Here is a 24,742-nt window from a genome sequence, read left to right on the forward strand (position 1 = left end):
GGGGAAGTGACGGCGGATGCACGGCTTTTCGGGTGCCGTGATCCGGACGAACCTTCCAAAACCTGAAATTCTCTCCGCATTCATCTTTCCTTCGGCGTTCGATGTTGGACGTTCGATGTTCGATGTTCTAACGTCCCTTCATGCCGAAGTACCGGGACCCGGACGAACCGAAGATCTATTTCCTGCCCAACCTGATGACGGCGGGCAATCTGGCGTGCGGGTTTTTCGCCGTGCTGATGATCTTTTTCGGGATGATCGAGGTGAACCGCGTGGTGGAAATCAAGAAAGCCGCCGGGGATCTGAAGGACTACTACATGCCGGGGTCCGAGTACTTCCAGATCTCCAAGAAATACTACGAGTACGCCATCCTGCTCATTTTCGGCTCCTGCCTTTTTGACCTGCTGGACGGCCGCCTCGCCCGTCTGGGTGGACAAGATTCCCCGTTCGGCCGGGAGTTCGACTCGCTGGCGGACATCGTTTCCTTCGGCATGGCCCCGGCCATGCTGGTGAGCAAGGCGGTGCTGTTCGCCCTACCGTCGAACATCGGCTGGATCCTCGCCTTCGTCTATCTGCTGTGCGGGGCCATGCGGCTGGCGCGCTTCAACTGCCTGGCGGCGATGCCGAAGAAACCGAACGCCTCCACCGACTTCCGCGGCATCCCCATCCCGATGGCCGCCGGCTTCATCGCCTCCCTCACCTTCCTCATCATCGACATCTACCGGACGGACCGCGACCTGGGCTTCTGGAAGTACGCGCTGGCCGCCGCCATGCTGGGCCTGTCCGCCCTGATGATCAGCGATGTGCGCTACCCCAGCTTCAAGAAGGTGGACCTCCGCACCCGCAGCACCCTGTGGGCCATCGTCATCGCGGCTGTGGTGGTGGTGATCACGGTGAAGTTCCGCTACGTCATGCCGGTGGTGCTGTTCAGCGTCTATCTGCTCTACGGACTGGTGCGCCCGCTCATCTCCCCGCGTCTGCGGACGGAGATCGAAGTGGAGGTGGAGCCTGAAACGGAGAGCGATGAAACTCCGGCGACGGTCAACACCAGCGAAGCCATCCCTTCGGAAATCCCCGAAAAGACGCGATGACCGCCGAGAAGCCCCGCCGCCGCTGGACGCCGATCCTGCTGGTCGTCATCCCCGTGTGGCTGATCGTTTCCGCCTCCGTGGGACTCTGGCTGCTTTTCCGGCATGAGAAGAAGGAAGCGGAGAAAGAGCAGGCGCGTTTCGCCCAGTCCGTCTCCACCCCGCTGCTGGCGGATGATCTCAAGAAGATCGTGACCGCCATCGGTGAACGGAATCCGTCATCGGAAGCGGCGGCGGCCAACCTTTCGCGGATGGCCTCGATGGTCGAGGGCCTGCTGGGGCCGTCGAACACCGGCTTCGCCGTCAAAAGGCACCGCGGCCCGGCGGCATGGCCCGTCCTGCAGGTGACCATCCGTGGAAAGTCGGAAGAAGGCCCGGTATGGGTGGTCACCTCCTACGACAGCCGTCCCGGCAGCCGGGGCGCGGAGGCGAATGCAACCGGCCTGGCCGCCACCTTCGCCGCCGCCCAGGCCATGGCATCGGACAAGCCCGCGCGTTCCATCCATTTCGCCTTCGTACCGCACCTGAATGACCCGGAGTCCCCGGTGCTGGAAAGCACCACCGTCCTGCGGGACCTGATGTGGGAGCATGCTCCCTCGGCGGTTCTGGCCGTCGAGGCCATGGGGGACGCCGAATCCCTCTGGCTGACCTCGCGGGACGTGGACGCCCTCCCTCTTTCCAAGGTGGAAGGTCTCGGCAAGATCGTCGGCGCGGAAGTCGCCTGCCTCGGCGGGGACAGTGACCTGGCGAGCATCCTCTTCGAGATGGACGTGCCCGCGGTCCGCGTGGCCACCCGCGCGATCCTCACTCCGGATGAGCCGGATGACCGCGAGCCGTTCGCCCCGACCGTCTCCGGCTCCACCGGGAGGCTGGTGGAACTGATCCGGCGCTGTGCCGGGGTGACAAGCCACTGATCGCGCCCCGAAATGGTTCCGGACCCCACCTTGATTGGAAAACTCGATGAAGCGGACAAGTCCGGCCATCTGGCTCTGGTGCGGTATCTTTGCGAACAGATCCTCGCCAATAACCCTGAGCACTCCCCAACACTGCTGACCTATGCCCGCTGTCTGGTCGATCTCTCCCTGTATGACCGATGCAGCATGGTACTAACCAAACTGGAGAAGGTGATTCCTGAAAAGGTACGCCACCTCGTCCATGCCGAACGAGGCCATCTGCTGCGAAAAATCGGCGATAACGAAGGCGCGGAGGAAAAGTACCTGGAGGCCCACACCCTGGATCCCGATGATGCCAGCTATCTCATCTATGCGGGTGCCGCGGCGATGAGACGCGGGGATTTTCCGCGTGCCGAGGCTTTTCTGAAACAGGCGATCGGGTGCTCAGAGGGCTGCATTGATGAAGCCTACTTCAATCTCGGCGGATGCCATCTGGCGCAGCGCCGTATCCATGAGGCCAGGGGATGCTACCTGAAAGCTCTGGAAATAGACCCCGCTTATAAGGTAGCGCGGGAGCGTCTGGAGGATCTGGATCTCCTCATCGCGTTGCAACAGGAATCCAGCGCTTGAACCACGAATCATCCCCCGCAGGCTGGCTGCCGAAAAAAAGTGAAGCATCCGCACGGGGTTGTTATAAAATGACCCGTGCCGGCTCCGAAAAAGCCCGTTGCTTTATTTCGATCATCATCGAACATTAGCCAATCCCGCAGCAATCCATGATGCGACCCACCGACTTTGATCCCGCCTTCATCTCCCACGCGCCCGGCTACTGGACCGGTGAGGACACGGAAAAATGGGACGACTACAAGTGGCAGCTCCGCAACCGGATCAACACCCTGTCCGACCTGGAGTCCCGCATCAACCTGACCGACATCGAGCGGGCGGGCGTGCTGCTGGCCGGGAACAAGCTGGCGATGTCCATCACGCCGCACTTTTTCAACCTGATCGACAAGGACGATCCGGACTGCCCCATCCGCAGGCAGATCATCCCGCGCATCGAGGAAGGCTGGACCGCACCGGAGGAGCTGTCCGACCCGTGCGGTGAGGACTCCCACATGCCGGTGCCCGGGCTGGTCCACCGCTACCCGGACCGCGTGCTGTTCCTGGTGACGGACCGCTGCGCGTCCTACTGCCGCTACTGCACCCGCTCCCGCGTGGTGTCCGGCGTGGGCGAGCAGCATCTGGAGATGAACTGGGAGGCCGCTTTCAAGTATCTGGAGGCCCACACGGAGGTGCGCGACGTGCTTCTTTCCGGCGGGGATCCCCTGCTGCTCACTGACAGCATCCTGGACCGGCTGCTGACCCGCCTGCGCTCCATCCCGCACATCCAGTTCGTCCGCATCGGCTCGCGCATCCCCATCTTCCTGCCCCAGCGGATCACGCCGGAGCTGTGCGCCATGCTGCGGAAGCATCATCCGCTTTTCATCTCCATCCACACGAACCACCCGCGCGAGCTGACCACGGAAGTGCGCGAGGGTCTGGGCCGTCTGGCGGACGCGGGCATCCCCATGGGGAACCAGAGCGTGCTGCTGCGCGGGGTGAATGACTCCGTGGAGGTGCAGAAGGCGCTGGTCCACAAGCTGCTGATGTGCCGCGTGCGGCCCTACTACCTCTACCAGTGCGACCTCATCACCGGTTCCTCCCACCTGCGGACCTCCGTGGCGGAAGGCGTGGCAATTATCGACGGGCTGCGCGGCCACACCACCGGCTACGCCATCCCGCAGTATGTCATCGACGGTCCCGGCGGCGGCGGCAAAATCCCGATCAACCCGAACTACGTCGTGGAAACGGCACCGGGCAAGGTCACCCTTCGCAACTACGAAGGCGGGATCTTCGAGTATCCGGACCCGACCCCCATCGGGGAGTCGGCGCTGGAACAACTCCATGAGAAGGCGCTGAACCATCACGAGTGAGCGTTCCACCGTCCCATTCCGCTTGCCCTCGCGGCAGGGTTGCCTAGCATCCAGCGCCTTCAAAGGCGTTTGCCGCCCTACCGCTGCCCATGAACCGCATTTTCGTCGAAAAGAAGCCCGGATTTGATGTCGAAGCCCGCCATCTGCTCCATGACCTCCGCGAATCCCTCGATCTGCCGGATCTGGCCGAAGTGCGCATCATCCAGCGCTATGACATTGACGGTCTGACGGATGCCGAGTTCCAGGCCGCATCGAAAGCGATCCTGACGGAGCCACAGATGGATTTCTCCTCGGAATTCTTCTCCCTTTCGGAAAACGAAACCGCCTTCGGCGTGGAGTATCTCCCCGGCCAGTTCGACCAGCGCGCGGACTCCGCCGCCCAGTGCGTGCAGATCCTCACCGGCAAGGAGCGCCCGGACGTTTTCTCCTCCCGCGTCTATGTGCTGGCGGGTGACCTTTCCGAAGGCGACATCGCCCGGATCAAGGCGTTCGTCATCAATGAGGTGGACTCCCATGAGATCGACGTGGACGCACCCTACCAGCGCCGCGCCATCTCCGCCCCGGCGGACGTGGAGGTCATCAGCGGCTTCATCCGGCTCACCGGCACGGATCTTTTCGCACTGCGCCGCCAGCTCGGCCTGGCCATGTCGGACGCGGACCTCGCGTTCTGCCAGACCTATTTCCGGGATGAGGAGAAGCGCGACCCCAGCATCACGGAGATCCGCATGCTGGACACCTACTGGTCCGACCACTGCCGCCACACCACCTTCCTGACGAAGATCGACAAGGTGACCTTCGACGAGGAAGGCACGGCCCCCGTGCAGGAGGCATGGCAGAACTACCTGGCCACCCGGGAGAAGCTGGGCCGCACGGAAAAGCCGGTCACTCTCATGGACATCGCGCTCATCGGAATGCGCGAGTTGAAGGCCTCCGGCGAACTGGACAACCTGGAAGTTTCCGAGGAAGTCAACGCCGCCTCCATCGTGGTGCCCGTCAGCATCGACGGAAAGCCGGAGGAAGAGTGGCTCGTCATGTTCAAGAACGAGACGCACAACCACCCGACGGAGATCGAGCCGTTCGGCGGTGCCGCCACCTGCCTTGGCGGCTGCATCCGTGACCCGCTTTCCGGACGTTCCTACGTCTATCAGGCGATGCGCGTGACCGGTGCCGCGGATCCCCTCACCCCGTTCGCGGACACCCTGCCGGGCAAGCTGCCGCAGAAGAAGATCTGCCAGACCGCCGCCGCCGGTTATTCCTCCTACGGCAACCAGATCGGCCTCGCCACCGGACAGGTCGCGGAAGTGTATCACCCGGGCTACGTCGCGAAGCGGCTGGAGATCGGCGCCGTCGTCGCCGCCGCCCCGCGTGCGAACGTGTTCCGCGGCACGCCTGCTCCAGGCGATGTCATCCTCCTCATCGGCGGACGCACCGGCCGTGATGGTGTCGGTGGTGCCACCGGGTCCTCGAAGGAACACACGGACACCGCTCTGGAAAACTCCGCGGAGGTGCAGAAGGGCGACGCCCCCACCGAACGGAAGATCCAACGCCTTTTCCGCAACCCGGAGCTGACCCGGAAAATCAAAATCTGCAATGACTTCGGCGCGGGCGGTGTTTCCGTCGCCATCGGTGAGATCGCCCCATCGCTGGTGATCAACCTGGATGCGGTGCCGAAGAAGTATGACGGACTGGACGGCACCGAGCTGGCCATTTCCGAATCCCAGGAACGGATGGCCGTCTGCGTCGATCCGTCCGAGATCGCCTACTTCATCGCGGAAGCGGACAAGGAAAACCTCGAGTGCGTGCATGTGGCCGACGTCACCGGCGATGGCCGGCTGGTCATGATCTGGCGCGGCAAGACCCTCGTCGATCTGTCCCGCGCGTTCCTCGACACCAACGGCGTCCAGCAGACCGCTGAGATCCACGTGGCTGAGGCATCCTGCATCAGTTCGTTGCCGGACCGTCCAGTCCCGTCCTCCCTCACGGAGGCGCTCTCCTCCCTCAACGTCGCCTCCCAGAAGGGTCTCGGCGAACGCTTCGACGGTTCCGTGGGTGCGGGCACCGTGCTCTGGCCGTTCGGCGGCGAGCACCAACTCACCCCACCGGACGCGATGGTCGCGAAGCTCCCGCTGCTGGAAGGCCAGACGGATGTGGCCACCTTCATGAGCTGGGCGTATGACCCCTACATTTCCTCCGCCTCGCCGTTCCACGGTGCGGTGTATGCGGTGACGGAATCCGTTTGCAAGGCGGTGGCCGCCGGTGCGCGCCTGTCCGACGTGCGCCTCACCCTCCAGGAATATTTCCCGAAGCTGGGCACGAACCCGAGCCGCTGGGGTCTCCCCTTCGCCGCGCTGCTGGGTGCGTTCCAAGCGCAGCACAAGCTGCGGCTCGCCGCCATCGGCGGAAAGGACTCCATGTCCGGTTCCTTCAATGAACTGGATGTCCCGCCGACGCTCGTTTCCTTCGCGCTGGCCCCGGGTGATGCGAAGCTCGCCCTTTCCCCGGAGTTCAAGAAAGCCGGTTCCACGGTGTCGCTGGTGGAGGTGCCACTCCATGAATACGGCATGCCGGACTTCGACGCGCTCAAGGCAACCGCCGAGGCGCTCCACCAGGCCAACAAGGAAGGAAAGATCCTTTCGATGAAGGCGCTCGGCAGCGCGGGTCTTTCCCCGGCCATCGCCATCTGCTGCTTCGGCAACGGCATCGGTTTCAGCGGCAGTTTCGAGAACGCATTCGGGGGACGTCATTTCTCGTTCCTCATCGAGCATCAATACGATCTGCCGGAAGCGCTGGGCGCGCAGAAGCTCGGCCAGACCACCAAGGAATCTTCATTCATCCTCAACGGCGAATCCCAGCCGCTGGCGGACCTGCAGGCAGCGTGGACCGGCAAACTGGAGCCCGTCTATCCGTCCAAGCCTGCGGAGGAATCCGGAGCGGAACTGCCGGAGATCCCGCTGGATCCCATTTTCCAGATCCGCAACCGCACCTCCCCCATCGCCCGGCCGAAGGTGCTCATCCCCGCCTTCCCCGGCACGAACTCGGAGTATGACTCCGCCAAGGCGTTCAACGAAGCCGGTGCGGCCTCCGAGATCCTGGTGTTCCGCAACCTCACCGCGAAGCACGTGGAGGAGTCCCTGGACGCGCTGGCAGCGCAGATCCGTGCGTCGCAGATCCTCTTTATCCCCGGTGGATTCAGCGCCGGTGACGAGCCGGACGGCTCCGGAAAATTCATCGCCACCGTGCTGCGCAGCCCGCGCGTCGCGGATGCGGTGATGGACCTCCTGAAAAACCGTGACGGCCTCATCCTGGGTGTCTGCAACGGCTTCCAGGCGCTCATCAAGACCGGCCTCGTTCCCTACGGCGAGATCCGTGACTCCGAGCCGAACGCGCCGACGCTGGCCCACAACGACATCGCCCGCCACATCTCCTGCTACGCCTATACGAAGGTCATCAGCAGCCGCAGCCCGTGGCTCGCGCAGACCCAGCCGGGAGACATCCACCGCATCCCCCTCTCCCACGGCGAGGGCAAGTTCCACGCCACCCCGGAAACCATCGCCGAACTCGTCGCCAACGGCCAGGTCGCGACCCAGTACTGCGACGCCAACGGCGTGCCGTCACTGGATCCGTTCATCACGCCGAACGGCTCCATCGCCGCCATCGAGGGCATCACCAGCCCCTGCGGCCGGGTCTTCGGCAAGATGGGCCACACGGAGCGCGCCGGAAAGCATGTCGCCCGGAACATCCCCGGCAACAAGCACCAGCCGATCTTCTCCGGCGGCGTCGCTTACTACGCGTAAGAAACGGTAGGGCGGTCCTTACAGTGGCTGCTGCGTCCCGCAGCAGTCTCCGCGATCCTCACCCCGGCCTCACCATCTCGAAGAGGTCGTTCGTATGGCAGTACCAGTTCGGCACGGACATGCGGCCGACGGGATGGAAGCGATCCCCCCTCACCCGCAGCGTCTCCGTATCGAAAAACTCCTCCTTCACCCAGACACGGTGGACGATGCCCAGCACCAGCCTGTTGGTGCCGATGATCTGGATGTCATGGACCTTGCACTCCAGCGCGGCGGAGGCATCCGCCAGCCGCGGCGGAGCGATGACCGATGAAGGCGCGGTCGCAAGGTTCTCCACCTCCACCTCACTGACGCCATAGGGATGGGTGGCGGAGGTGCGGTTCATCACTTTCTTCAGATCTTCCGTCACCAGGTTCACCACGAACTCACCGGAACGGGCGCAGTTGAGAGCGGTGTCCTTCGGCGTGCCGTCCTCCCGGTCACCGGGGGCGAAGATGACCAGCGGCGGATCATCCCCGAAGACATTGAAGAAAGAAAACGGCGCGACATTCACCGAGCCATCGTCATTCAGCGTGGTCACCCAGGCGATGGGACGCGGCGTGACCAGCCCGGCGAGGATGGGATAGGCGCGGTCCAGGTGTTCTCCGAGGATATCGAGTTCGATCATGGGGTCATGCCTTTCTGAAACGGGCGTCGAGCGACCATTTGTCATACTTCAGCGTCGCCAGCAGCCCGACGAAATACAGCACATAGACCATCTGCGAGCCAGCCGCGTTCCAGTTCCAGATCAGGCAGACGCCGAACAGCAGGGCCAGCATCAGCGCGCCGCCGGCAATGAGCGCCTGCCGCTGGAACAACCCGAGCAGCAACAGCACGCCGATGACGGACTCCGCCGCGACGATGCCGACGGCGGACGGGACGATGAGACCCTCCGGCAACGGGGAACCCGCGAATTCCTTCGTCAGGTAGCCCTTGAAATCATCGAAGCGCGGGATGCGGGTCAGCCCGTGCATCGCGATGTTCAGCCCCAGCGCGAGCCGGGCCAGCAGATGGGCCATGGAGAGATCCGGATTCATGCCCGGGAGTCTAGCCGATCCGCCGCCCCGCGCCACCGGTTCTTTAGTAAGGAGGGAGGACACTCCTGTCCTCCGGCGGCAAGGGCGAACCATCAGAAAACTCACCGCGAAGGCGCAAAGGGCGCGAAGGGAGAAGGATTCCTCCGGGATTCGCGGTCAGCCTTCTTCTCTTTCCTGAAAACTGAACACTGAAAACTTCTCCTTCTTATCTCGCCAATGCCGTCGGAGGACAGGAATGGGAGCGAAGCGGACATGGCGGCAGAGCCGCAATGTCCTCCCTCCTTACCTCTTCAAATTCCAGAAAATCACGCAGATCCCTGCGACCACCACGAAGCCCAGCAGATAGATCGATTCCCAGAACCTGCCCCTCAACAGCGGCACGAAGGCGAGCAGGACGAGGACCAGCCCGACGAGTGTGTAGATTCTGGTGAGGTTCATGGGGACGCCGGAAACCTACGCTTCACCGCGTCAGGCGCCAGCGTTCATCTTTCTTCTCGCTGCCGTGCTTTTCCAGCAGCGACCTGTAGCCGGGGTTTTCTTCGTAGCGCAACGCCTGCTGGAGGAACGGCAGGATGGAGGACCGTCCGACGGGTTTGATCTGCTGTCCCAGCTCCCATGGCTTTTCCCGGTCCGCATACGGGGCCAGCAGGTCCATGGCGGGCTCCAGCCCCTGTCCCTGCGGTCCACGGTGGTTCCAGTAGTCCACGCCCACGGATTCCCCCAGCGTGGCGAGCTGGAGAAACGCGTCCGTGTTGAAAATGGTGTAGCTGAAGGAAATGGTCCGCTTCAGTTCGTGGGGCTGCTTTCCGTCCGGCCGGATCTGGGCGTCCACCCTCCTGACCAGCGCGTCCCGGAGGCGCTTCTCCGCCTCCTCCTTCTTTCCGAGATACAGCGCCAAATGCGAAGCCAGCACGTCATAATAGACGCCGTGGTTGTTCGATGCCTTCTCCTGGTCCAGCCCGTTCCTGCTGGTGCGCAGCCATCGATAAAACGCGCCCAGCCACTCCGTCATTCCCGCATCATCCTGCTCCGTCCACGCTTCCGATGGCCGTATGAGCGCGATGCCATCCATCAGGTCCGGCAGGGTGGACGCCTCGATGAGTCCGATCCCCCGCCCGTCATTCCTCCCCGGGACCGCCTGCGCGTGGTTGAAGTTCGGGTTCATCCTGGTCCCCGCATCCAGATACCAGACGCGGGCCAGTTCCGCCGCCTTCGCCGCATAGGCTTCCTTTCCGCTGAAAAAATAGGCCAGTCCCAAGGTCAACACCGCATGGTTCGTGCGCCCGAACGGGACGGAGTCGATCCCTTCGCGTGATGCGGGGTTCACCACCCCGTCCTTGCGGATGTAGGGCAGTCCATCCGGCTTCTCCGGATCCGGCCACCAGTAGATGCCGAAGCTGTAGTAGTCATGCCTGTCTCCGCCGGGAGGCAGGAGCTTCTTGTCCATCACGGAGGACGGGAGCATCCCCAGCGCCTTGTCCGCGGACCGGATCAGTTGGTTGACCGCCGGCTTCACCGACGGATCGCCCGCTTTCCACGCACTGAGCCTCGCTTCCAGCAGTGTGGGCGGGATGCTGAACGTGGTGGGGGCGCCGGAAACTGCCGCCATCAGGGAAATAAGAGCGGCAAAGGTGGCCTTGAACATCGGATGAAGAGGAAACGTCCGGAGCGCGCTCCTCTTATCACCCGGCCCATCAAAGGGCGTTGCGGACCGCAGAGGAACGGTCGGGTGGTCCGCCGTCTTCCCGGGCTGTCACCGCTCTTTGGAAAAGCGCGGGCCAGTTTTTCTGGTCCGCCCGCAGACGGCCTTCCGACTCCAGACGTTTCACAAGCTGCAAGGCTTCGGTCAATCCGTCCGGCTCACCCCGCAGGTAAAGCGCCACGCAGAGATCCGCCTGCCACAACGCGTTGTCAGCGGACGTCGCGGCCAAGTCCCTGCTGATCGCCAGCGATTCATCCAGATAGGCGCCAGCCTGGGGATCCTTCAGGCGCGGGTCCGCCAGATGGTTCAAAATGACCGACAGATCCCGTTTCCAATTTTTGTCCGAAGGCTCGGCTGCGGTCAGGTGCCGCTGGATCTGCAGCGCCTCTGTCAGACACTTCACCGCCTCAGGATATTTCCCCCGCTCAAGCAGCAACCATCCTTCGCCCACCAATGACAGGGAAAGTGACGCGGAGGCAGGGAGATTCGCCGGATCCGCAAGCAGCCGCTTGCGTGCGATCGCGACCGATTCCGAATAACGGGCGGCGGCCTCCGTGAACCGCCGCGATGCCATCGCCAGATGGCCCGCATGGCGATGGCAATCCGCCAGACCGCCGACGCCCCTCTGGTTCGTGGGATCTTTCGCCAGCAGCTTTTTCCCCGATGCCATCGCATCCGTGAAAAGTTTGCGGGCATCCTTCACATCCCCCTTGGCCAGCAATGTGGTTCCGGCGTAGGTCTGGTAGTCCGCCAAGGTCTGCAGGAACTTCGGATTGGCCGCATCCGCCGTTGCCGCTTTCCTGGCGAGCTGGACCACTTCCTTGGAAAGCTCCGCGGCCTCCGTGTAGCGGCCCCGCATGTTGGAAAGGTTCGCCATCCGGTGGATCGCGATGGCGGCATTCCTCGTTACGCCGGGATTGTCCGGCTGCTCGGCCAGCTCCTTCCGCTGGAGATCCGCCGATTCACGGAACACCGCATCCGCGCCAGCCAGATCCCCCTGCGTCTGGTGATGGAGCCCCACGCGGTCCAGCGAGACACGGAACTTCGACGACCATGTGTCGTCGTCGGGCTTCGCCGCGATCATCCCGCGGACGATCTCCATCGCCTCCAGGTAATGCGTGCCGGCCTCCGCGCTCCGCCCTGTTTTGTCCAGATCATCCCCAAGCTGGTTGAGCGAATCCACCAACCCCTCCGCGAAGTCATCGTTGAAAATCCCCGACACCCGCAAGGCCCGCGCCGCTTCCAGACCCTCGCGGTCGAACTCGACCGCACGGCCGAAATCCGATGCGGACCGGTGGAACCGGGACAACTGCGAAAGCGTGCGCCAGAGCTGGATCTTCAGGAAGTCCTCCTTCGGCGCGGCCTGCACGATGCCCCTGCTGAGGGCGAGCGACTCGTCCAGCAGCTTCTCCACCTCCTCCTTCTTCCCGTTCTCAACGAGAAACCGGGCGAGATCCGCCAGTGCCTTCGCAAGCTTGTCTTTCAAGGAAGCGTCGCCCGCTTCCCTGCCCGCCATATCGCGGTAGATCGCAAGCACCTCGCGGAACAGCTTCTCAGCCTTGCCCGGTTGGCCCTTCGACTCCCAGATCGCCGCAATCTCGCTGACGGACTGCGCATAGCCATCCCTGGCCGAAACACTTTCCGGATCGGCTTCCATCAACCTCCGGCCGATGGCCATGGCCTCATTGAACGCCGCCTCCATCTCCGTCTCCCGGGACGTCTGCATGCGGATGTTGCCGAGCTGGTTGAGCGCATCGATCAGGTTCCGCTGGTCCGCGTCACCTGTCCCCTCCATCGACAGGATGTTCCGGCGCACGGCCACTCCTTCCTCCGCCACGACGACCATCTCCTCATGGCGTTCCAGGATGCTGAGCAAGGAGACGACCATCTTCAGGCTGTCCGCCAGTTCACGCGAGGGTGCGGGATCTTCCGGCGCGCGGGCCGCCAGCTTCCGCGACAGTTCCAGCCGCCTCATGTAGGTGAGGCGGGCATCCTCGTGCCTGCCCGAAAGCCACAGCAGATCCCCCTTGTGGATGAGCTGTGTCAGGGCGATACCCGGCCACTCCTTGTCCTCCGGCTCGGTCTCCAGCAGCTTTTCAAGAAAGGCGATCTGTTCTTCACGCAGCACGAGCGCGGCCTCCTTCTGGCCCAGCTCTTCCTTCATCGACGCGTTGTGATCCAGGACATTCACCAGATCGACCCGCGACTGCCGCTTCGACGGATCGAGGGCGAGTATCGCCCGCACCGCATCCAGCGCCTCCAGATAGATCCTGCCGGACTGCTCCGCATCACCGAGACGGAAGCGGACATCAGCGACCCGATCCAGCGCCATCGCCACGTCCCGCTGCTTCTCAGCATCATCCGGCTTCGCTGCGAAAGCCTCGCGCCGCAGGGCCAGGTATTCCTCCAGCGTGTCCGCGCAGCGTTTGTAATCCGGAACCCCGTAGAGCGACCTGGCAAGCTGGTCCAGTTGGCCCGCCAGATCCCCACGCCATCTCAGATCATCGGGCCTGTCCCGCAGCACCCGCCTCGCCACCGCCACCGCCGCATCATGGGCCTCGACCGATTCCTTGAAATTTTTGCGATTGTTGAGGGTCTTGCCGATATCCGCATAGGCGAGCATCAGATCCCGCTGCCAGGTGAGGTTCGATGGCGCTCCCTCCGCCAGGGATTTTGAGATCCCCAACGACTCCAGATAGACGGTGCGTGCTTCTTCGATTTTGCCTTCCGCCAGCAGGAGGTTCCCCAGATCGCTCACCAACACGGCGAGATCCCGCAGCAAGGTGGATTCCAGGGGACTCCGTTTGACGTGCTTCCGCTGGATACCGATCGCCTCATCCAAGGTGGCCCTACCATGCGGAAAGTCCTTCGTCTCCGTGCAGGCCCTGCCGACAGAGGACAGCGCGATGACCAGCTTCCTGTCCACCCGTGGATCACCCTGGGATGCGGAGGCCAGCCGCCTGCCCTCCGCCAGACATTCCTCGTAAATCTCCAGCGCATCCTCCGAAGTCCCGTGGTAATATTCCACATCCCCCCGCTGGGTGAGGGAACTCATGAGGTTCATCCCGCAGTTCACATCCAGCGGCACATCCACGACTAGCTTCCGTGCGACCAGGACAGCCTCATCCAAGGTCGCCCGGGCGGCGCCGGCCTCGCCCGCACGGCTTTGCATCGCGCCAACTTCGTTGAGCGTGTCCACCAACCCGCTGCGCCAGTTTGCCTGCGTGGGGCTGGCGGCCACCAGTTTCCTGCGGCCCGCCAGTGACTCCATGTAGAGCCGGAGGGCCTCCGCGTTCTCGGATTTCAACCTCAGGGCGGACGCCAGTTCATCGAGAGCGATGCAGACCAACCGCTGGTAGTCCAGTTGCTCCGGGGCGGCGGCCAGATTGCCACGGACGATGGCCAAGGATTCCTCATAAAAGGTGATCGCCTCATCGAGCCTGCCGGTCTTTTTCTGGAAAGCGGCATTCATGCTCAGCGCATTTCCCAGATCAGACTGCCACAGCAGGTTTCCCGGATCCGCCGCCACCAATACCCGGCAATGACCGACAAGTTCCTCCAGCAGCGGCTTCGCCTCTTCCAGCCTGCCCATGGCGGAAAGCGCGCCACTCGCTTTCACGAGGGCGGCGGTGAGGTCACGGAGCGCGCTCTTGGAGCTGGTGTCCTTTTCCGACTGTTCCCTGGCGAGCATGAGTTCTTCCGTGAAATATCCGGAGGCGGCCTCCACCTCCCCGGAGAGCATCCGGATGGAACCACACCGTTCCAACGCGACTTTCACGAGCCGCTCGATGTCCAGGTTCCCCGGATCCGCCTGCATCAGCTTCCTGGCCAGCGCGAGCGCCTTGTCATACTGTTCCCGCGCCTCCGCCAGCTTTCCCGCGGTGCTCTGGATATCCGCCAGATTCGACATGCCTCCGGCATGATCCCTCTGCCATACGGCGTGGTCCGGATAGGCTTCCACCAGTTTCCCGAAGATGTTCACCGCCTCCCTGCCGAGGGCCTCAGCCTCCTCCAGCTTCCCGGTGGGAACGATGGCGGTGGAAAGATAGACCAGTGACCAGGCGAGTTCATTGTGCCGCGGGTTGTTCAGCGGGTTCGCCTCCACCATCGAGCGGCTGGTTTCCAGCGCCTCGCGCAGCAACCGCTCCCCTTCCGGCTGGTTGCCCATTCCGATGAGGATCCGGGAGCACAGGTTGAGGCATTCGCGGTAGTTGCTGCGGATCGCTTCGTTGCCGGATTTCCCCTCCACCTGCTTCCGGGCGATCTCCAGTGCCTCCCTGGCCGAGCGCAGCGCTTCTTCAGAACGCCCCATCGCCTGCTCTGAGCCGCTGACCAACCGCAGCGAATCCACGAGGTTCGTCGTCCAGGTGCTGTCCTCCGGGTTCAACGCGACGAGCTCCCGCGACAGCGCGAGCGATTCCTCATAGACCGCCTTCCCTTCCCGCAGCTTCCCCTGCAGATCATAGACCAGGCCCAGACGGGTCAGGGATTCGAGCAGGTCTTTCTTCCAGTTCGAGTTGGAGGGATCCTGCGCCACCAGCACCCTGATGATCCCATGGGCTTCCTGATAGAGGCCGAGCGACTCCTGCAGGTTTCCGCGGGACTTCCGCAGGAACGCCAGCTTGCCCAGCGAAAACCAGACATCCCGCTGCAGGCTCGCGTTCAATGGATCATCCTTCAGAAGCTCCCGCCGATATTTCAGAGCATCCGCCAGATGATGGTCCGCCTCTTCCATCATCCCTTGGACGACGTAAGCATCCCCGAGGTTGCCGAGAGCCATCGCATAGTCCGACTTCCGGCTGGGTATGCTTTCGTAGTTGAAGAGCTTCTCCCGGAGGAACAGTGCCTCCTCATAGAGTGAGGTTGCCTCGACGATGCCACCCTGCGACTCCCGGGCATTCGCGAGCGAATTCAGTGAGATGGCCAGGCGTGAATGCGCTTCGAAGTGGGTGGGATTCTCCTTCGTCAGACGCCGGTCCAGCGCGAGCGCCTCCTCATAGGAAGCGATGGCGAGGGGCAGCCGGCCGCTCCGCTCCAGCACGCCGCCGAGCTTCGCCAGCGAGACACTGAGGAACAACTTCGCACTGAGGCTTTCCGGCTCCAGCTCGATCAGCTTGTGGTTCAGCTCAAGCGCCTGCCGGAGCAACGCCTCGGATGCCTCCGTGTCACCGCGGGCCAGCAACAGGTCACCACGGCTGTGGAGCGCGGCCATGAAATTTTCGAGCTGCTTGGGATTCGAGTCATCCACCCCCAGCTCGGCATAGTAGTCGGTCACCATCTGCTGCACGTCCGCGACGATGTCGAGGCGGCCGATGGGAGCCAGCTTGTCGCGCAGGCCGAACACCATGAGGCCCATGACATCCTCCGCCTTGTTCCGGCTGAGGATCGCCGTTTGCTCCTGCTTCCGCGCATACCAACCCGCGAAACCGGCCCCGACGGCCAGCAACGCGAACACGACGGCGGCCCCTTGGAAAAACCGCAGCTTGCCCTTCGCCCGGCGGCTGGAGAGACGGAGGAAATCACGCTCTTCATCCTCCAGCGGGAAGATGCTCCGTTCCCCCACGCGCTGGGCTTCGGCGAGGCGGGCCTCGCTGAGGAGATAGCTCTTCTGCTTTCCGTTCTCCGTCCAGAGCTGGGCCTGTTCGCGGAGGCGCTGCCGTGCAAGGAGATCCCCACGGTGCGCGTCCACCCAGCCGGAGAGTTCATCCCAATGGCTGATGAGGGATTCGTGGACCAGCGTGACAACCGCGCGTCCCTGTTCCTCATCCGTGACGAGGAGATGGGCGGAAAGGAAAGCGTCGATGAAGGCGGCTCCCGCGGGTTCCCCGCGCAGCGCATCGAGCGGAGCCCGCTGGCGGACGACGGTGCCGCGGGCGATGTCCACCCGCACCAGCGACGCGAACATGAGGTGGCGCGTCTCCCGCGCGGCGGCGTCCAGCGAGGCATAGACATCATTCGCACGGTGGGCGATCGCGCCTTTCAGGCCACCGAAGGAGGCGTAGGAATCCCAGACCAGCAGTGATCCACTACGTTCATCGTAGAGACGCTGGAGGGTGAACTCCAGCAGCGGCAGCGCGTCCGCGCTGGCCTCCGCGTCCGCGAGGATCTGCTCGTCCAGGTATTCGGACTTCGCCCGTTCGCCGGAGACGGTGACCTCGCCCAGCCGCCGCTGGTAGTCCAGCCGTGCGGCCAGCGCGGGAAAGCGGATGATCTCGCGCAGCGACTGGCGGTCCGGCGGGGACAGGATGTAGCCGCCGTCCTTCCCCACCAGGGCACGCAGCGCGGGTTCCTCCGCGATGCGCGGGAAATACTCGCTGCGCATGGTGGCCACCACCCATACCCGGCCCGTGGCCGTCCACTCCGCCAGCGTGCGGAAGAACGCGTCCCGTTCCTCCGCGGTGATCCCCGGCGTGGTGAACGCTTCCTCAAGCTGGTCGATCTGCACCAGCAGGTGGCGGTCCAGCCTTTCCAGCAGGGCCGCCAGCTTTCCGGCGGCAGCTTCCCTCGTGTCCTCCCCACTGAGGTCCGCGACCATGTCCTCCGGCGCGGGCCAGACCTCCGCTGCCTCCGCCAGCCGTGCGAGCGGCAGCTCCGGATTCCGACGGATCGTCTCCGCCTCCTCCGTGGTGGGCGGTTTGAAAAGGATCTCCGCCAGCCGCAGCAGCAGTGATCCCTCACCCAGCGCGGGCTGCATGGACACGCTGCGCCAGCCCTGCATGTCATCCAGCGCGCCACCCGGACGGGTGAGCACGGGAGCCAGTCCGGCCCGCATCAGCGAGCTTTTACCATAGCCGCTCGCCCCGTAGATGAGCACAAAGGGCAGGCCGCGCTCCGCACGGGTCCGGAGGATGTCCTGCAGTTCCAGGATCTCCCGGTTCCGCCCGAAGTAACGGTCGCTGTCCTCGAAAGCGAACGGTTGCAGGCCCTTGAACGGAGAGCCGGAGATCGGCGGCGGCTCGAAGCCCGGCTTGAGCGACGGGATCTTCCGCAGGATCAGCTCCTCCAGATTCGCCGCCAGCTTCGCCTCGAAATCCTCCACGGTGCCGTAAAGGGAGACCGGCCGCTTGATGGTGCCGTCGGGAAAGAAATAGTTCTCCGTCAGATAAGCGTCCAATTTCCGGCCCTGGTCCAGCGCCACGGCCGCCTGCTCCGGGTTCTCCGGCACCGGTCGCGGGCGGGTGCCACGGTAGATGATGATGTCCGGCTTCGGGTCCGCGGGATCAGACGCATCGAAGGCGGAAAACGCCTCTTCCAGTTCCCAGCTCGTGCCGGTCAGCGGCTCACCGCCACCGGGCCGCTGGAACTTCGCCGGCAACGGGCTGCCGATGCGCGACCATAGGATGCCGATGAGGATGTCGCAGTTCCCCGGGTTCACCAGCTCGTCCTGGTAGTGGGCGGTGGAGCGCACCACCTTCTCCTCCCAGAACACGTCGTCCAGCCGGACGAACGACCAATACTTCCCCTGCAGCCGCTCGATCACCCGTCCCGCCGCCTGGCGTTCCTCACCCACATCCCCCGGGCTGCTGACAAAGATGCGGATCGTCTGCATGGGGCGGGCGCGCCCCTCATACCGGGGGACGCGCTTTCATACTATGCTGGCGCGTATTGCACAATGATTTCGCTGATGCCATGAAAGTGGAAATCAAAGGAAAGGAACCGCGAATCCAACGAATCCTTTCCTATTCGCCGGACTCGCTGGATTGGTGATTCCAATATCTTTGACCGAAGCATCTGAACGAGGAAGGCGGAAGTTCAAACCAAGCACAACAGAACGCGAAGGCTTTCGGTTGGAGGCTGCGGATGTTTTTCACCAACTCGGCGAGTGCGGGCTTCCCGTAGTGGGCAACCAGCGTCTTCCAGTCGCTCCATCGCCCGTATTCGAGAACGCGCTGCGCGAGCCACACTCCATGCTTGGATGGATCGACCGTGTTGCGATCGACATCCCAGAATAAATGGTCCGACAGCGATTCCATCAGAGCCTACTCTATTTGCGGTGCCCCCCGGACGGAAGCTCAAAGCTCCCCGGCGATGACATCCTCCAGCGTCTGGCGCTTGCGGATGACGGTGGCGGTGCCGCCTTCGACGAGGATCTCCGCAGGCAGCGGGCGGGAATTGTAGTTCGACGCCATGGCGAAGCCGTAGGCACCGGCGGACATCAGGGCGATGTGGTCGCCGGGGTTGAAGTCCGGCAGCTCCCGGTCCTGGCAGAAGAAGTCGCCGCTCTCGCAAATGGGGCCGACGACATCGACCTTCACGCGCTCCGCGGAGGCGGGCTCGTTGAGTGGGACGATCTCGTGGTGGCCTTCATACAGCGCGGGGCGGATGAGGTCGTTCATGCCGGCATCGACGATCTTGAAGGTCTTCGCGGAACCTTTCTTCTCGTAGAGGCACTTCGTGATGAGCACGCCGGCGTTGCCGACGATGTAGCGGCCCGGCTCGAGCAGGATCTTGAGGCCCAGGTCCTTCAGGCGCGGGACGAGCTCCTTGCCGTAGCGCTCGATGGTGAGCGGACGCTCCTCCTCCGGCTGGGCGGCCCACCAGTCAACGGAGCCGGATTCCAGCGAGTCCTTGTAGATGATGCCGATGCCACCGCCGATGGACCAGAACTCGATGCCGTACTTGGCCTTCAGTTCCAGAACGAGCGGGATGACCTTTTCCACGGCCTCGATGAAAGGCGCGATGGAGGTGAGCTGGGAGCCGATGTGCATCTGCAGGCCGCGCAGCTTGATGTTCGGCAGTTCCGCGGCGGCGCGGGCGTAGAGGCCGGAGATGGCCTCGAAATCGACGCCGAACTTGTTCTCCGACTTGCCGGTGGAAATGTATTTGTGGGTCTTCGCGTCCACGTTCGGGTTCACGCGGACCGCCGCGGGGGCGATGAGGTTCAGCTCGCCAGCCACCTGGTTGAGGTAGCGCAGCTCTTCCTCACTCTCGACGTTGAAGGAGTAGATGCCCTGCTCCAGCGCGTAGACGATCTCCTCGCGGGTCTTGCCGACACCGGCGAAGGTGCAGTGGGCCGGGTCACCGCCCGCCTTGATCACACGGAAAAGCTCACCGCCGGAGACGATGTCGAAGCCCGCCCCGTGGGTGGCGAGCAGGCGCAGCACGGAAAGGTTCGAGTTCGCCTTCACGGCGTATGCCACCTCGTGGTCCACGCCTTCCATGGCCTTGTCCAGGCGCTGGAAGTGATCGACGATGGTGCCCGCGGAATAGACGTAGAGCGGGGTGCCGTATTCCTCCGCAAGGGCGGAAAGTTGGACGTCTTCGCAGGAAAGGGAACCGTTTTTGTAGGAAAAGCCGTGCATGGCGGGCATGGAGGTAGCCGCACCCGCCCCTTGCGTAAAGCCAAGAATGACCACCGGAAGACGACCTCCATGGATCCCGCCACCCTTGACAGACATCCGTTCGAAACTCCGGAACATCCTGTTTGTAAGCCCTTGCCCACATACTGCCGCCATTGCACGCTCCGGTGATGACGGAATCCGTGAGCCATATCCCTCTCCTGCGCCAAGGGCCGGATGGTTCCCGCCAGGCGACCGATGCGCTGGCGGTGGAGGAACCGCTGGAGTTGCGGCTGGACGGGCACGCCGTCTCCGTCCTGATGCGGACACCGGGCCACGACGAAGAACTCGCCGCCGGATTTCTGATCACCGAGGGCATTGTCCATGCGATGTCCCAAGTCAGGAGAATCGAAGCCAGGCGGGATGAGAACCGCGTGCTGGTGTTCCTGGAGGACGGGGTGGAGGTGGATCTGGCACGGCTCACCCGGCACCTGTTCACCGGCTCCTCCTGCGGACTGTGCGGAAAGGCGACGCTGGAGGCCATCCTGACCCATTCCCCGCCCATCCCCACCGTGCCGGAGATCGCGGATGAAGTGATCCTTTCCGCGCCGGAAAGGCTGAGGGCATCCCAATCCATCTTCGACACCACCGGCGGCCTCCACGCGGCGGGCATCTTTTCCATCACCGGAGAACTGCTGGCCTCGCGCGAGGACATCGGCAGGCACAACGCCGTGGACAAGGTCATCGGGCGCGCGACCATGGATGGCATGGATCTGGCGGAGACCTTCCTGCTCGTTTCCGGCAGGGCTTCGTTCGAGATCATGCAGAAGGCGCTCGCCGCGCGGATCCCGCTGGTGGCCGCCGTCTCCGCCCCCAGTTCCCTGGCGGTCGAGTTCGCGAAAGAATCCGGTCAGGGATTGATCGGTTTTCTCAGGCCACCCGGGTTCAACCGCTATGCGTGAACCAGGTGCGGCCGGAGCGCACCCTCACTTCCATGTCCACTGCATGACCACCTCGATGTCCGGGTGGAGGCTGTGGTGGACGGGGCAGCCACGGGCGGCGGCTTCGAAGACTTTCCGCTCCGGATGGTCCGCAGGCAGGGGCATGTCCAGATCCACCTCCAGCTTCGCGATGCGGCGCGGCAGATCCTCCGACATGTGCTTGCGGACGGCAACCTTCAGACCCTCCAGGGAGATCTCCTTGCGGCGTGCCATGATGCCCATGACGGTGGCCATGCAAGCACCCAGCGCCGTGGCAACAAGGTCTGTTGGCGAGAAGGATTCCCCACGGCCGTTGTTATCCACGGGCGCATCCGTGGCGAGCGTGGTGCCGGATGGGCCATGGACCGCGCTGCAGTGTAGGTCCCCTTCGTAGTCGAGCTTGATTTCAACCATGATGATCAGTTTCCAGGGATGGGAGGGGCCGGGACCGGAGCAGGCACCGGTGGGACCGTGGAACCGGGGATCACGGGCGGAACGGGCGGGGCCGGATCCAGCGGATTGATCTCCTTGCCATTGCCGACCCTGACGAGGACGACACGGAAGCCGGTGGAGGCATCCCCCTTCGACGGTGGGATCCAGTTGCGGAAACCGGTGTACAACGCTTCCTCGCGGTAGGTGTCCCAACCGCCACCACGGAGGACACCCATCTGGATATCCCCATTTGCGACACGGATCGGGCGGCCGTCCGCGCTCATGACGGGGATGTCATCGGCGTCCTTCCAGTCCGTATAGACCCACTCCTGCGCGTTCCCGCTGAGGTCGTAGATGCCGTAGCGGTTCGGCGGGAAGATCCCCACGGTGGAGGTGTACGGATTGTCGTCGGAGTAACCCGGGATCGACAGGTCGGAGGATTTCCCCGGAGCGAGCGCGGCGCTGGTGTCCGCGAAGTTCCCCGCCCCTTTGGGAGGCGGCCACACGGTGCCCCATGGAAAGCTGGGAGCCTTGTCACTGTCCCGGGCGAGCGGGGATTTGCCGGCCTGATCCTCGATGCCGGCCATCCGGCTCCATTCCAGGTCCGTCGGCAGACGGTAAACATGGCTTTCCCGGATCAGGCCTTCCTCGCGCTCCTTCCGCGTCAGCCAGACGCAGAACTTCTCCGCGTCGTCCCTGGAGACATACACGACGGGGTGGTCATCCGCCTGGGAGAAATCCGTCGCCAGCGGCATGGTGAGCGGCATGAGCGCACCGGTGATGTCGTCGGCAGCCTCCGGTCCGGCGGCTTCCTGCTCGCGGGCGAGGTTCGCATTGTAGCCGGTGACGAACGCACGGTAGTCCGCCACGCGGCTCTCCCATTTCGCCACCATCATATCCGGTCCCAGCGGCACGAACTCCATGCCCAGGGTGTTCTTCCAGTCCTTGCCGAAGATGATGCCTTTGTTCTCCTCCAGCTTGCGGGTGATCTCCGCGGTCTGGCTGGCGGTCACCTCCATCTCGAACTCCAGCGGCTTGAAGCCTTCCTTCAGCAGCGTGAACTTCGTATGCGGGCCGGGTTTCACCCGCTCCAGCAGGACGGTGCCGTCCTTGTCCGTCATCCCCCGGCGCATGCCGTCGATGAAGATCTCCACCTCCGGCGGGTCCGTCTTCAGGCGGACCATGCCGAAGTCGATCCTGCGGACGACGACGTAGAACGGACGCAGGTCATCCTTCCGCTGCGCGTCCGTCATCTTCGGATCCTTGAACGAAAGGTCGCGGTCCGGGACCATCTCGAAATCCCGGGTGAGCAGGCCGTTGCGCAGCGCCTCACCCTCCAGCCAACTGCAGAAAGCGCGGGCCGCCTCGTCATTCGCCAGCGTGATCTCCGTCTCGATGCCGTTCTGGGAAACCGTCAGGAAATCCTCCGTCTTGCGCGCGCTGGCCGCATTGAACATGAGCCAGTCCCTCTTTTTCATGTAGCCCTCGCTGATGTGGGCTTTCCGGCTGTCGAGCGGCTTGTAGCGGTTGCGCAGGTGGTCCATCCACACCACGCCGCCTTCCGGGGGCTGGTCCGGCTGGAGGTTTTCAATGACCGCCATGACGCCCTCCCCGTCCACCACCGTCACCTTGATGTCCTTCGGCTGGTACTTCGCCAGCTCGATGCGGAACTCCAGGGTCTGCCCCAGCTTGGCGTTGATCTCACGCGTGGGCGTGAGGTCAACGTAGGTTCCCTTCCCGTCATAGACCGTCGCATTTCCCGGGATGGTGATGAGCTTCACCTGCCGGAACTTCTCCACCGGACGATTCACCGGCGGAGGCTTCACGATGTTGACCAGGCTCTGGATCCTGCCCCGTTTCGTCACCTCATAGCCCGCCCAGCCAGCCAGGCCGAGCAGCAGCAGGGAGACGACCCATACCATGGAAAAACTGCGCTTCCGTTTCGCCCGCTTGCCGCGCTGGAGCCGCCGCAGGGCCTCCGCAAGCTCCGCCGCGGAGGTGATCATCCGCTTGGAAAGCCGTGGCTCGCAGATGTCACAGATGATCCGGTTCAGCTCCAGCCAGCGCTTCCGCTGGGAGCCCGCAGGCAGCGTGTCCGGAAGTTCCGGGAACTCCAGGCGGTCCTTTCCCGTGGCGATCTCATAGAGCACCTTGCCCAGGCTGTAGACGTCCGCCTGCGCGGAACCGGGGCCTTCCGGCGGGACGAAGCCCTCCGTGCCGACGAAGGTCCGCTGGTCGCGCGCCGCCACCAGGCCGATGTCCGCCAGCTTCGCCTTCCCATTGAGGAAGATGACGTTCGACGGCTTCACGTCGCGGTGCGCGAGCCCGCGCTCATGCAGGTGGTGCAGCGCTTCCGCAAGCCGCAGGCCCACATCGATGCAGGTGTCCGTGTCGAGCTGCGGGTGCAATGCCTGCTTCGCGTCCGCACGCAGCGTCCGCGGTTCATACTCGATGGGGTTGATGTTCTGGCCGGAGCGGACGTCGTCCCCCAGCTCCATCACGTAATAGTAGAACGAAACGCCGTCCGGACTGCGGCCGACGTGCAGGATGTGGACCAGTCCGGGGTGGTCCCGCGACATCGGCTCGAACTTCAGGATCCCCTCGAACTCGCGCTCGAAACCGCGGGCGTCCTCGAAGTCCTCCCGCCATACCACCTTGACCGCCCGCAGCGCACCGGTCACCCCCCGGCCCAGCCACACCTCGCCGTAAGCGCCCCCCCCGATCTTGCGGAGGATCTCATGGTCGGGGATGACAGGATCAGGTCGGGATTTACTCGGCATCTTCCTCCAGTTTCGCGAGTTCGCGCTTCAGCACGGAGCCGACGCGATGCTTCGCCAGATATACCTGCGCCATACTGACGTTCAAGTGGTCCTGCACTTTTTTCGCGTCCCACTGCTTGATGACGTAATAGTGGAAAATCTGGTACTGCTTCGGTGAAACCTGCGCCTTCACCCTGGAAAGAGCGGCGTCGGCGACGTTCTTTTTCCACTCCACATCCCACAGGCGCGAAAGGAGGTCCCCGTTCGGGTCCTCCACCCGGTCGATCACGGCGGTCTTCCGGTCGTTGTCCCACTCCCCACCAGCCATCGCGGTGTCTTTCTTCCGCTTCCGGAACTGGTCGTTGATCCGCCAGCGGGTCATGTTCATCAGCCAGGTCTTGAAGGATCCCTGCTCCGGATCATAGAGCTTCCGTTTGCTCTGCTTGGCGATGGAAAGGATGGTTTCCTGCACGCAGTCGAAGGCTTCGTCCGCCCGCAGCCCGGCCTTCACGGCGACAGAGTAGATCAGCCGCCAGTAGGTTTGGTAAAATTCGTCCCAAGTCCGTTGGTCTTCCCAGTTGTCCAGACGGGCGATGAGGCTCTTGCGCGTTTTCGCATAGGCCTCCGCCATGATCACATCGTCCTTGTTTTCCTTCTCTACATCGTCCTCGGACATCGGCCCTCCTTTACCCGAACAACCCTGCGCTGTCTTTCATTCATTGCGGAATTTCGCAAGTCACTGATAAAGAGGCATGAATTTTATGCTACTGAAA

15 protein-coding genes are annotated in these 24,742 nt (G+C 63.5%); 6 read left to right on the plus strand and 9 right to left on the minus strand.

Features of this window, described 5'->3' with window-relative positions; translation table 11 throughout:
* Positions 1-140: 140 nt before the first annotated feature.
* From pssA to OVA24_RS15385, 5 genes are all read left to right on the plus strand, one after another.
* The gene (gene pssA, locus OVA24_RS15365) at positions 141-1,088 is read left to right on the plus strand and encodes a CDP-diacylglycerol--serine O-phosphatidyltransferase (RefSeq protein WP_267670810.1); all 948 of its coding nucleotides are present in this window, start codon (positions 141-143) and stop codon (positions 1,086-1,088) included.
* Positions 1,085-1,999 carry a M28 family peptidase gene (locus OVA24_RS15370; RefSeq protein WP_267670811.1) on the plus strand — a complete coding sequence of 305 codons (915 nt, stop codon included), beginning with the start codon at positions 1,085-1,087 and terminating at the stop codon, positions 1,997-1,999. Before pssA ends, OVA24_RS15370 begins: the two co-directional genes overlap by 4 nt.
* Before the next feature lie 12 nt (positions 2,000-2,011).
* On the plus strand, positions 2,012-2,608 hold the full coding sequence (locus OVA24_RS15375; RefSeq protein WP_267670813.1) for a tetratricopeptide repeat protein: 597 nt from the start codon (positions 2,012-2,014) through the stop codon (positions 2,606-2,608).
* A 146-nt stretch (positions 2,609-2,754) separates the two neighbouring features.
* A complete protein-coding gene (locus OVA24_RS15380; protein ID WP_267670815.1) occupies positions 2,755-3,951 on the plus strand; it encodes a KamA family radical SAM protein in 1,197 nt (398 codons plus the stop codon).
* An 89-nt stretch (positions 3,952-4,040) separates the two neighbouring features.
* Positions 4,041-7,745, plus strand: a complete 3,705-nt coding sequence (locus OVA24_RS15385; RefSeq protein ID WP_267670816.1) for a phosphoribosylformylglycinamidine synthase — start codon at positions 4,041-4,043, stop codon at positions 7,743-7,745.
* 58 nt (positions 7,746-7,803) lie between these two features.
* Here OVA24_RS15385 and OVA24_RS15390 read toward each other — a convergent pair whose 3' ends face one another.
* From OVA24_RS15390 to lysA, 6 genes are all read right to left on the minus strand, one after another.
* Positions 7,804-8,409 (minus strand): flavin reductase family protein, encoded by a 606-nt coding sequence (locus tag OVA24_RS15390; protein ID WP_267670817.1) that lies wholly within the window; start codon positions 8,407-8,409, stop codon positions 7,804-7,806.
* Positions 8,410-8,413: 4 nt separating this feature from the next.
* Entirely contained in the window at positions 8,414-8,818 is a 405-nt protein-coding gene (locus OVA24_RS15395; RefSeq protein WP_267670818.1) for a DoxX family membrane protein, read from the minus strand.
* Between the two features lie 282 nt (positions 8,819-9,100).
* Positions 9,101-9,256, minus strand: coding sequence for a hypothetical protein (locus tag OVA24_RS15400; RefSeq protein WP_267670819.1), 156 nt, complete (start codon positions 9,254-9,256; stop codon positions 9,101-9,103).
* A 22-nt stretch (positions 9,257-9,278) separates the two neighbouring features.
* The gene (locus tag OVA24_RS15405) at positions 9,279-10,463 is read right to left on the minus strand and encodes an alginate lyase family protein (protein ID WP_267670820.1); all 1,185 of its coding nucleotides are present in this window, start codon (positions 10,461-10,463) and stop codon (positions 9,279-9,281) included.
* 49 nt (positions 10,464-10,512) lie between these two features.
* On the minus strand, positions 10,513-18,069 hold the full coding sequence (locus tag OVA24_RS15410; protein ID WP_267670821.1) for an nSTAND1 domain-containing NTPase: 7,557 nt from the start codon (positions 18,067-18,069) through the stop codon (positions 10,513-10,515).
* Between the two features lie 463 nt (positions 18,070-18,532).
* A complete protein-coding gene (gene lysA, locus OVA24_RS15415) occupies positions 18,533-19,831 on the minus strand; it encodes a diaminopimelate decarboxylase (RefSeq protein ID WP_267670822.1) in 1,299 nt (432 codons plus the stop codon).
* A 170-nt stretch (positions 19,832-20,001) separates the two neighbouring features.
* Here lysA and fdhD point away from each other — a divergent pair, with 170 nt between their 5' ends.
* Positions 20,002-20,760, plus strand: a complete 759-nt coding sequence (gene fdhD / locus OVA24_RS15420; RefSeq protein ID WP_267670823.1) for a formate dehydrogenase accessory sulfurtransferase FdhD — start codon at positions 20,002-20,004, stop codon at positions 20,758-20,760.
* Between the two features lie 24 nt (positions 20,761-20,784).
* Here fdhD and OVA24_RS15425 read toward each other — a convergent pair whose 3' ends face one another.
* From OVA24_RS15425 to OVA24_RS15435, 3 genes are read right to left on the minus strand one after another with little or no spacing between them, the layout of a single operon-like run.
* The gene (locus OVA24_RS15425) at positions 20,785-21,192 is read right to left on the minus strand and encodes an OsmC family protein (protein WP_267670824.1); all 408 of its coding nucleotides are present in this window, start codon (positions 21,190-21,192) and stop codon (positions 20,785-20,787) included.
* Between the two features lie 5 nt (positions 21,193-21,197).
* Positions 21,198-23,990: an SUMF1/EgtB/PvdO family nonheme iron enzyme gene (locus tag OVA24_RS15430; RefSeq protein ID WP_267670825.1), complete on the minus strand. Its 2,793-nt coding sequence runs from the start codon at positions 23,988-23,990 to the stop codon at positions 21,198-21,200.
* Positions 23,980-24,645, minus strand: a complete 666-nt coding sequence (locus tag OVA24_RS15435; RefSeq protein WP_267670826.1) for an RNA polymerase sigma factor — start codon at positions 24,643-24,645, stop codon at positions 23,980-23,982. Before OVA24_RS15435 ends, OVA24_RS15430 begins: the two co-directional genes overlap by 11 nt.
* Positions 24,646-24,742 lie beyond the last annotated feature (97 nt).

The organism is Luteolibacter sp. SL250 (assembly GCF_026625605.1).
Lineage (GTDB): Bacteria > Verrucomicrobiota > Verrucomicrobiia > Verrucomicrobiales > Akkermansiaceae > Luteolibacter.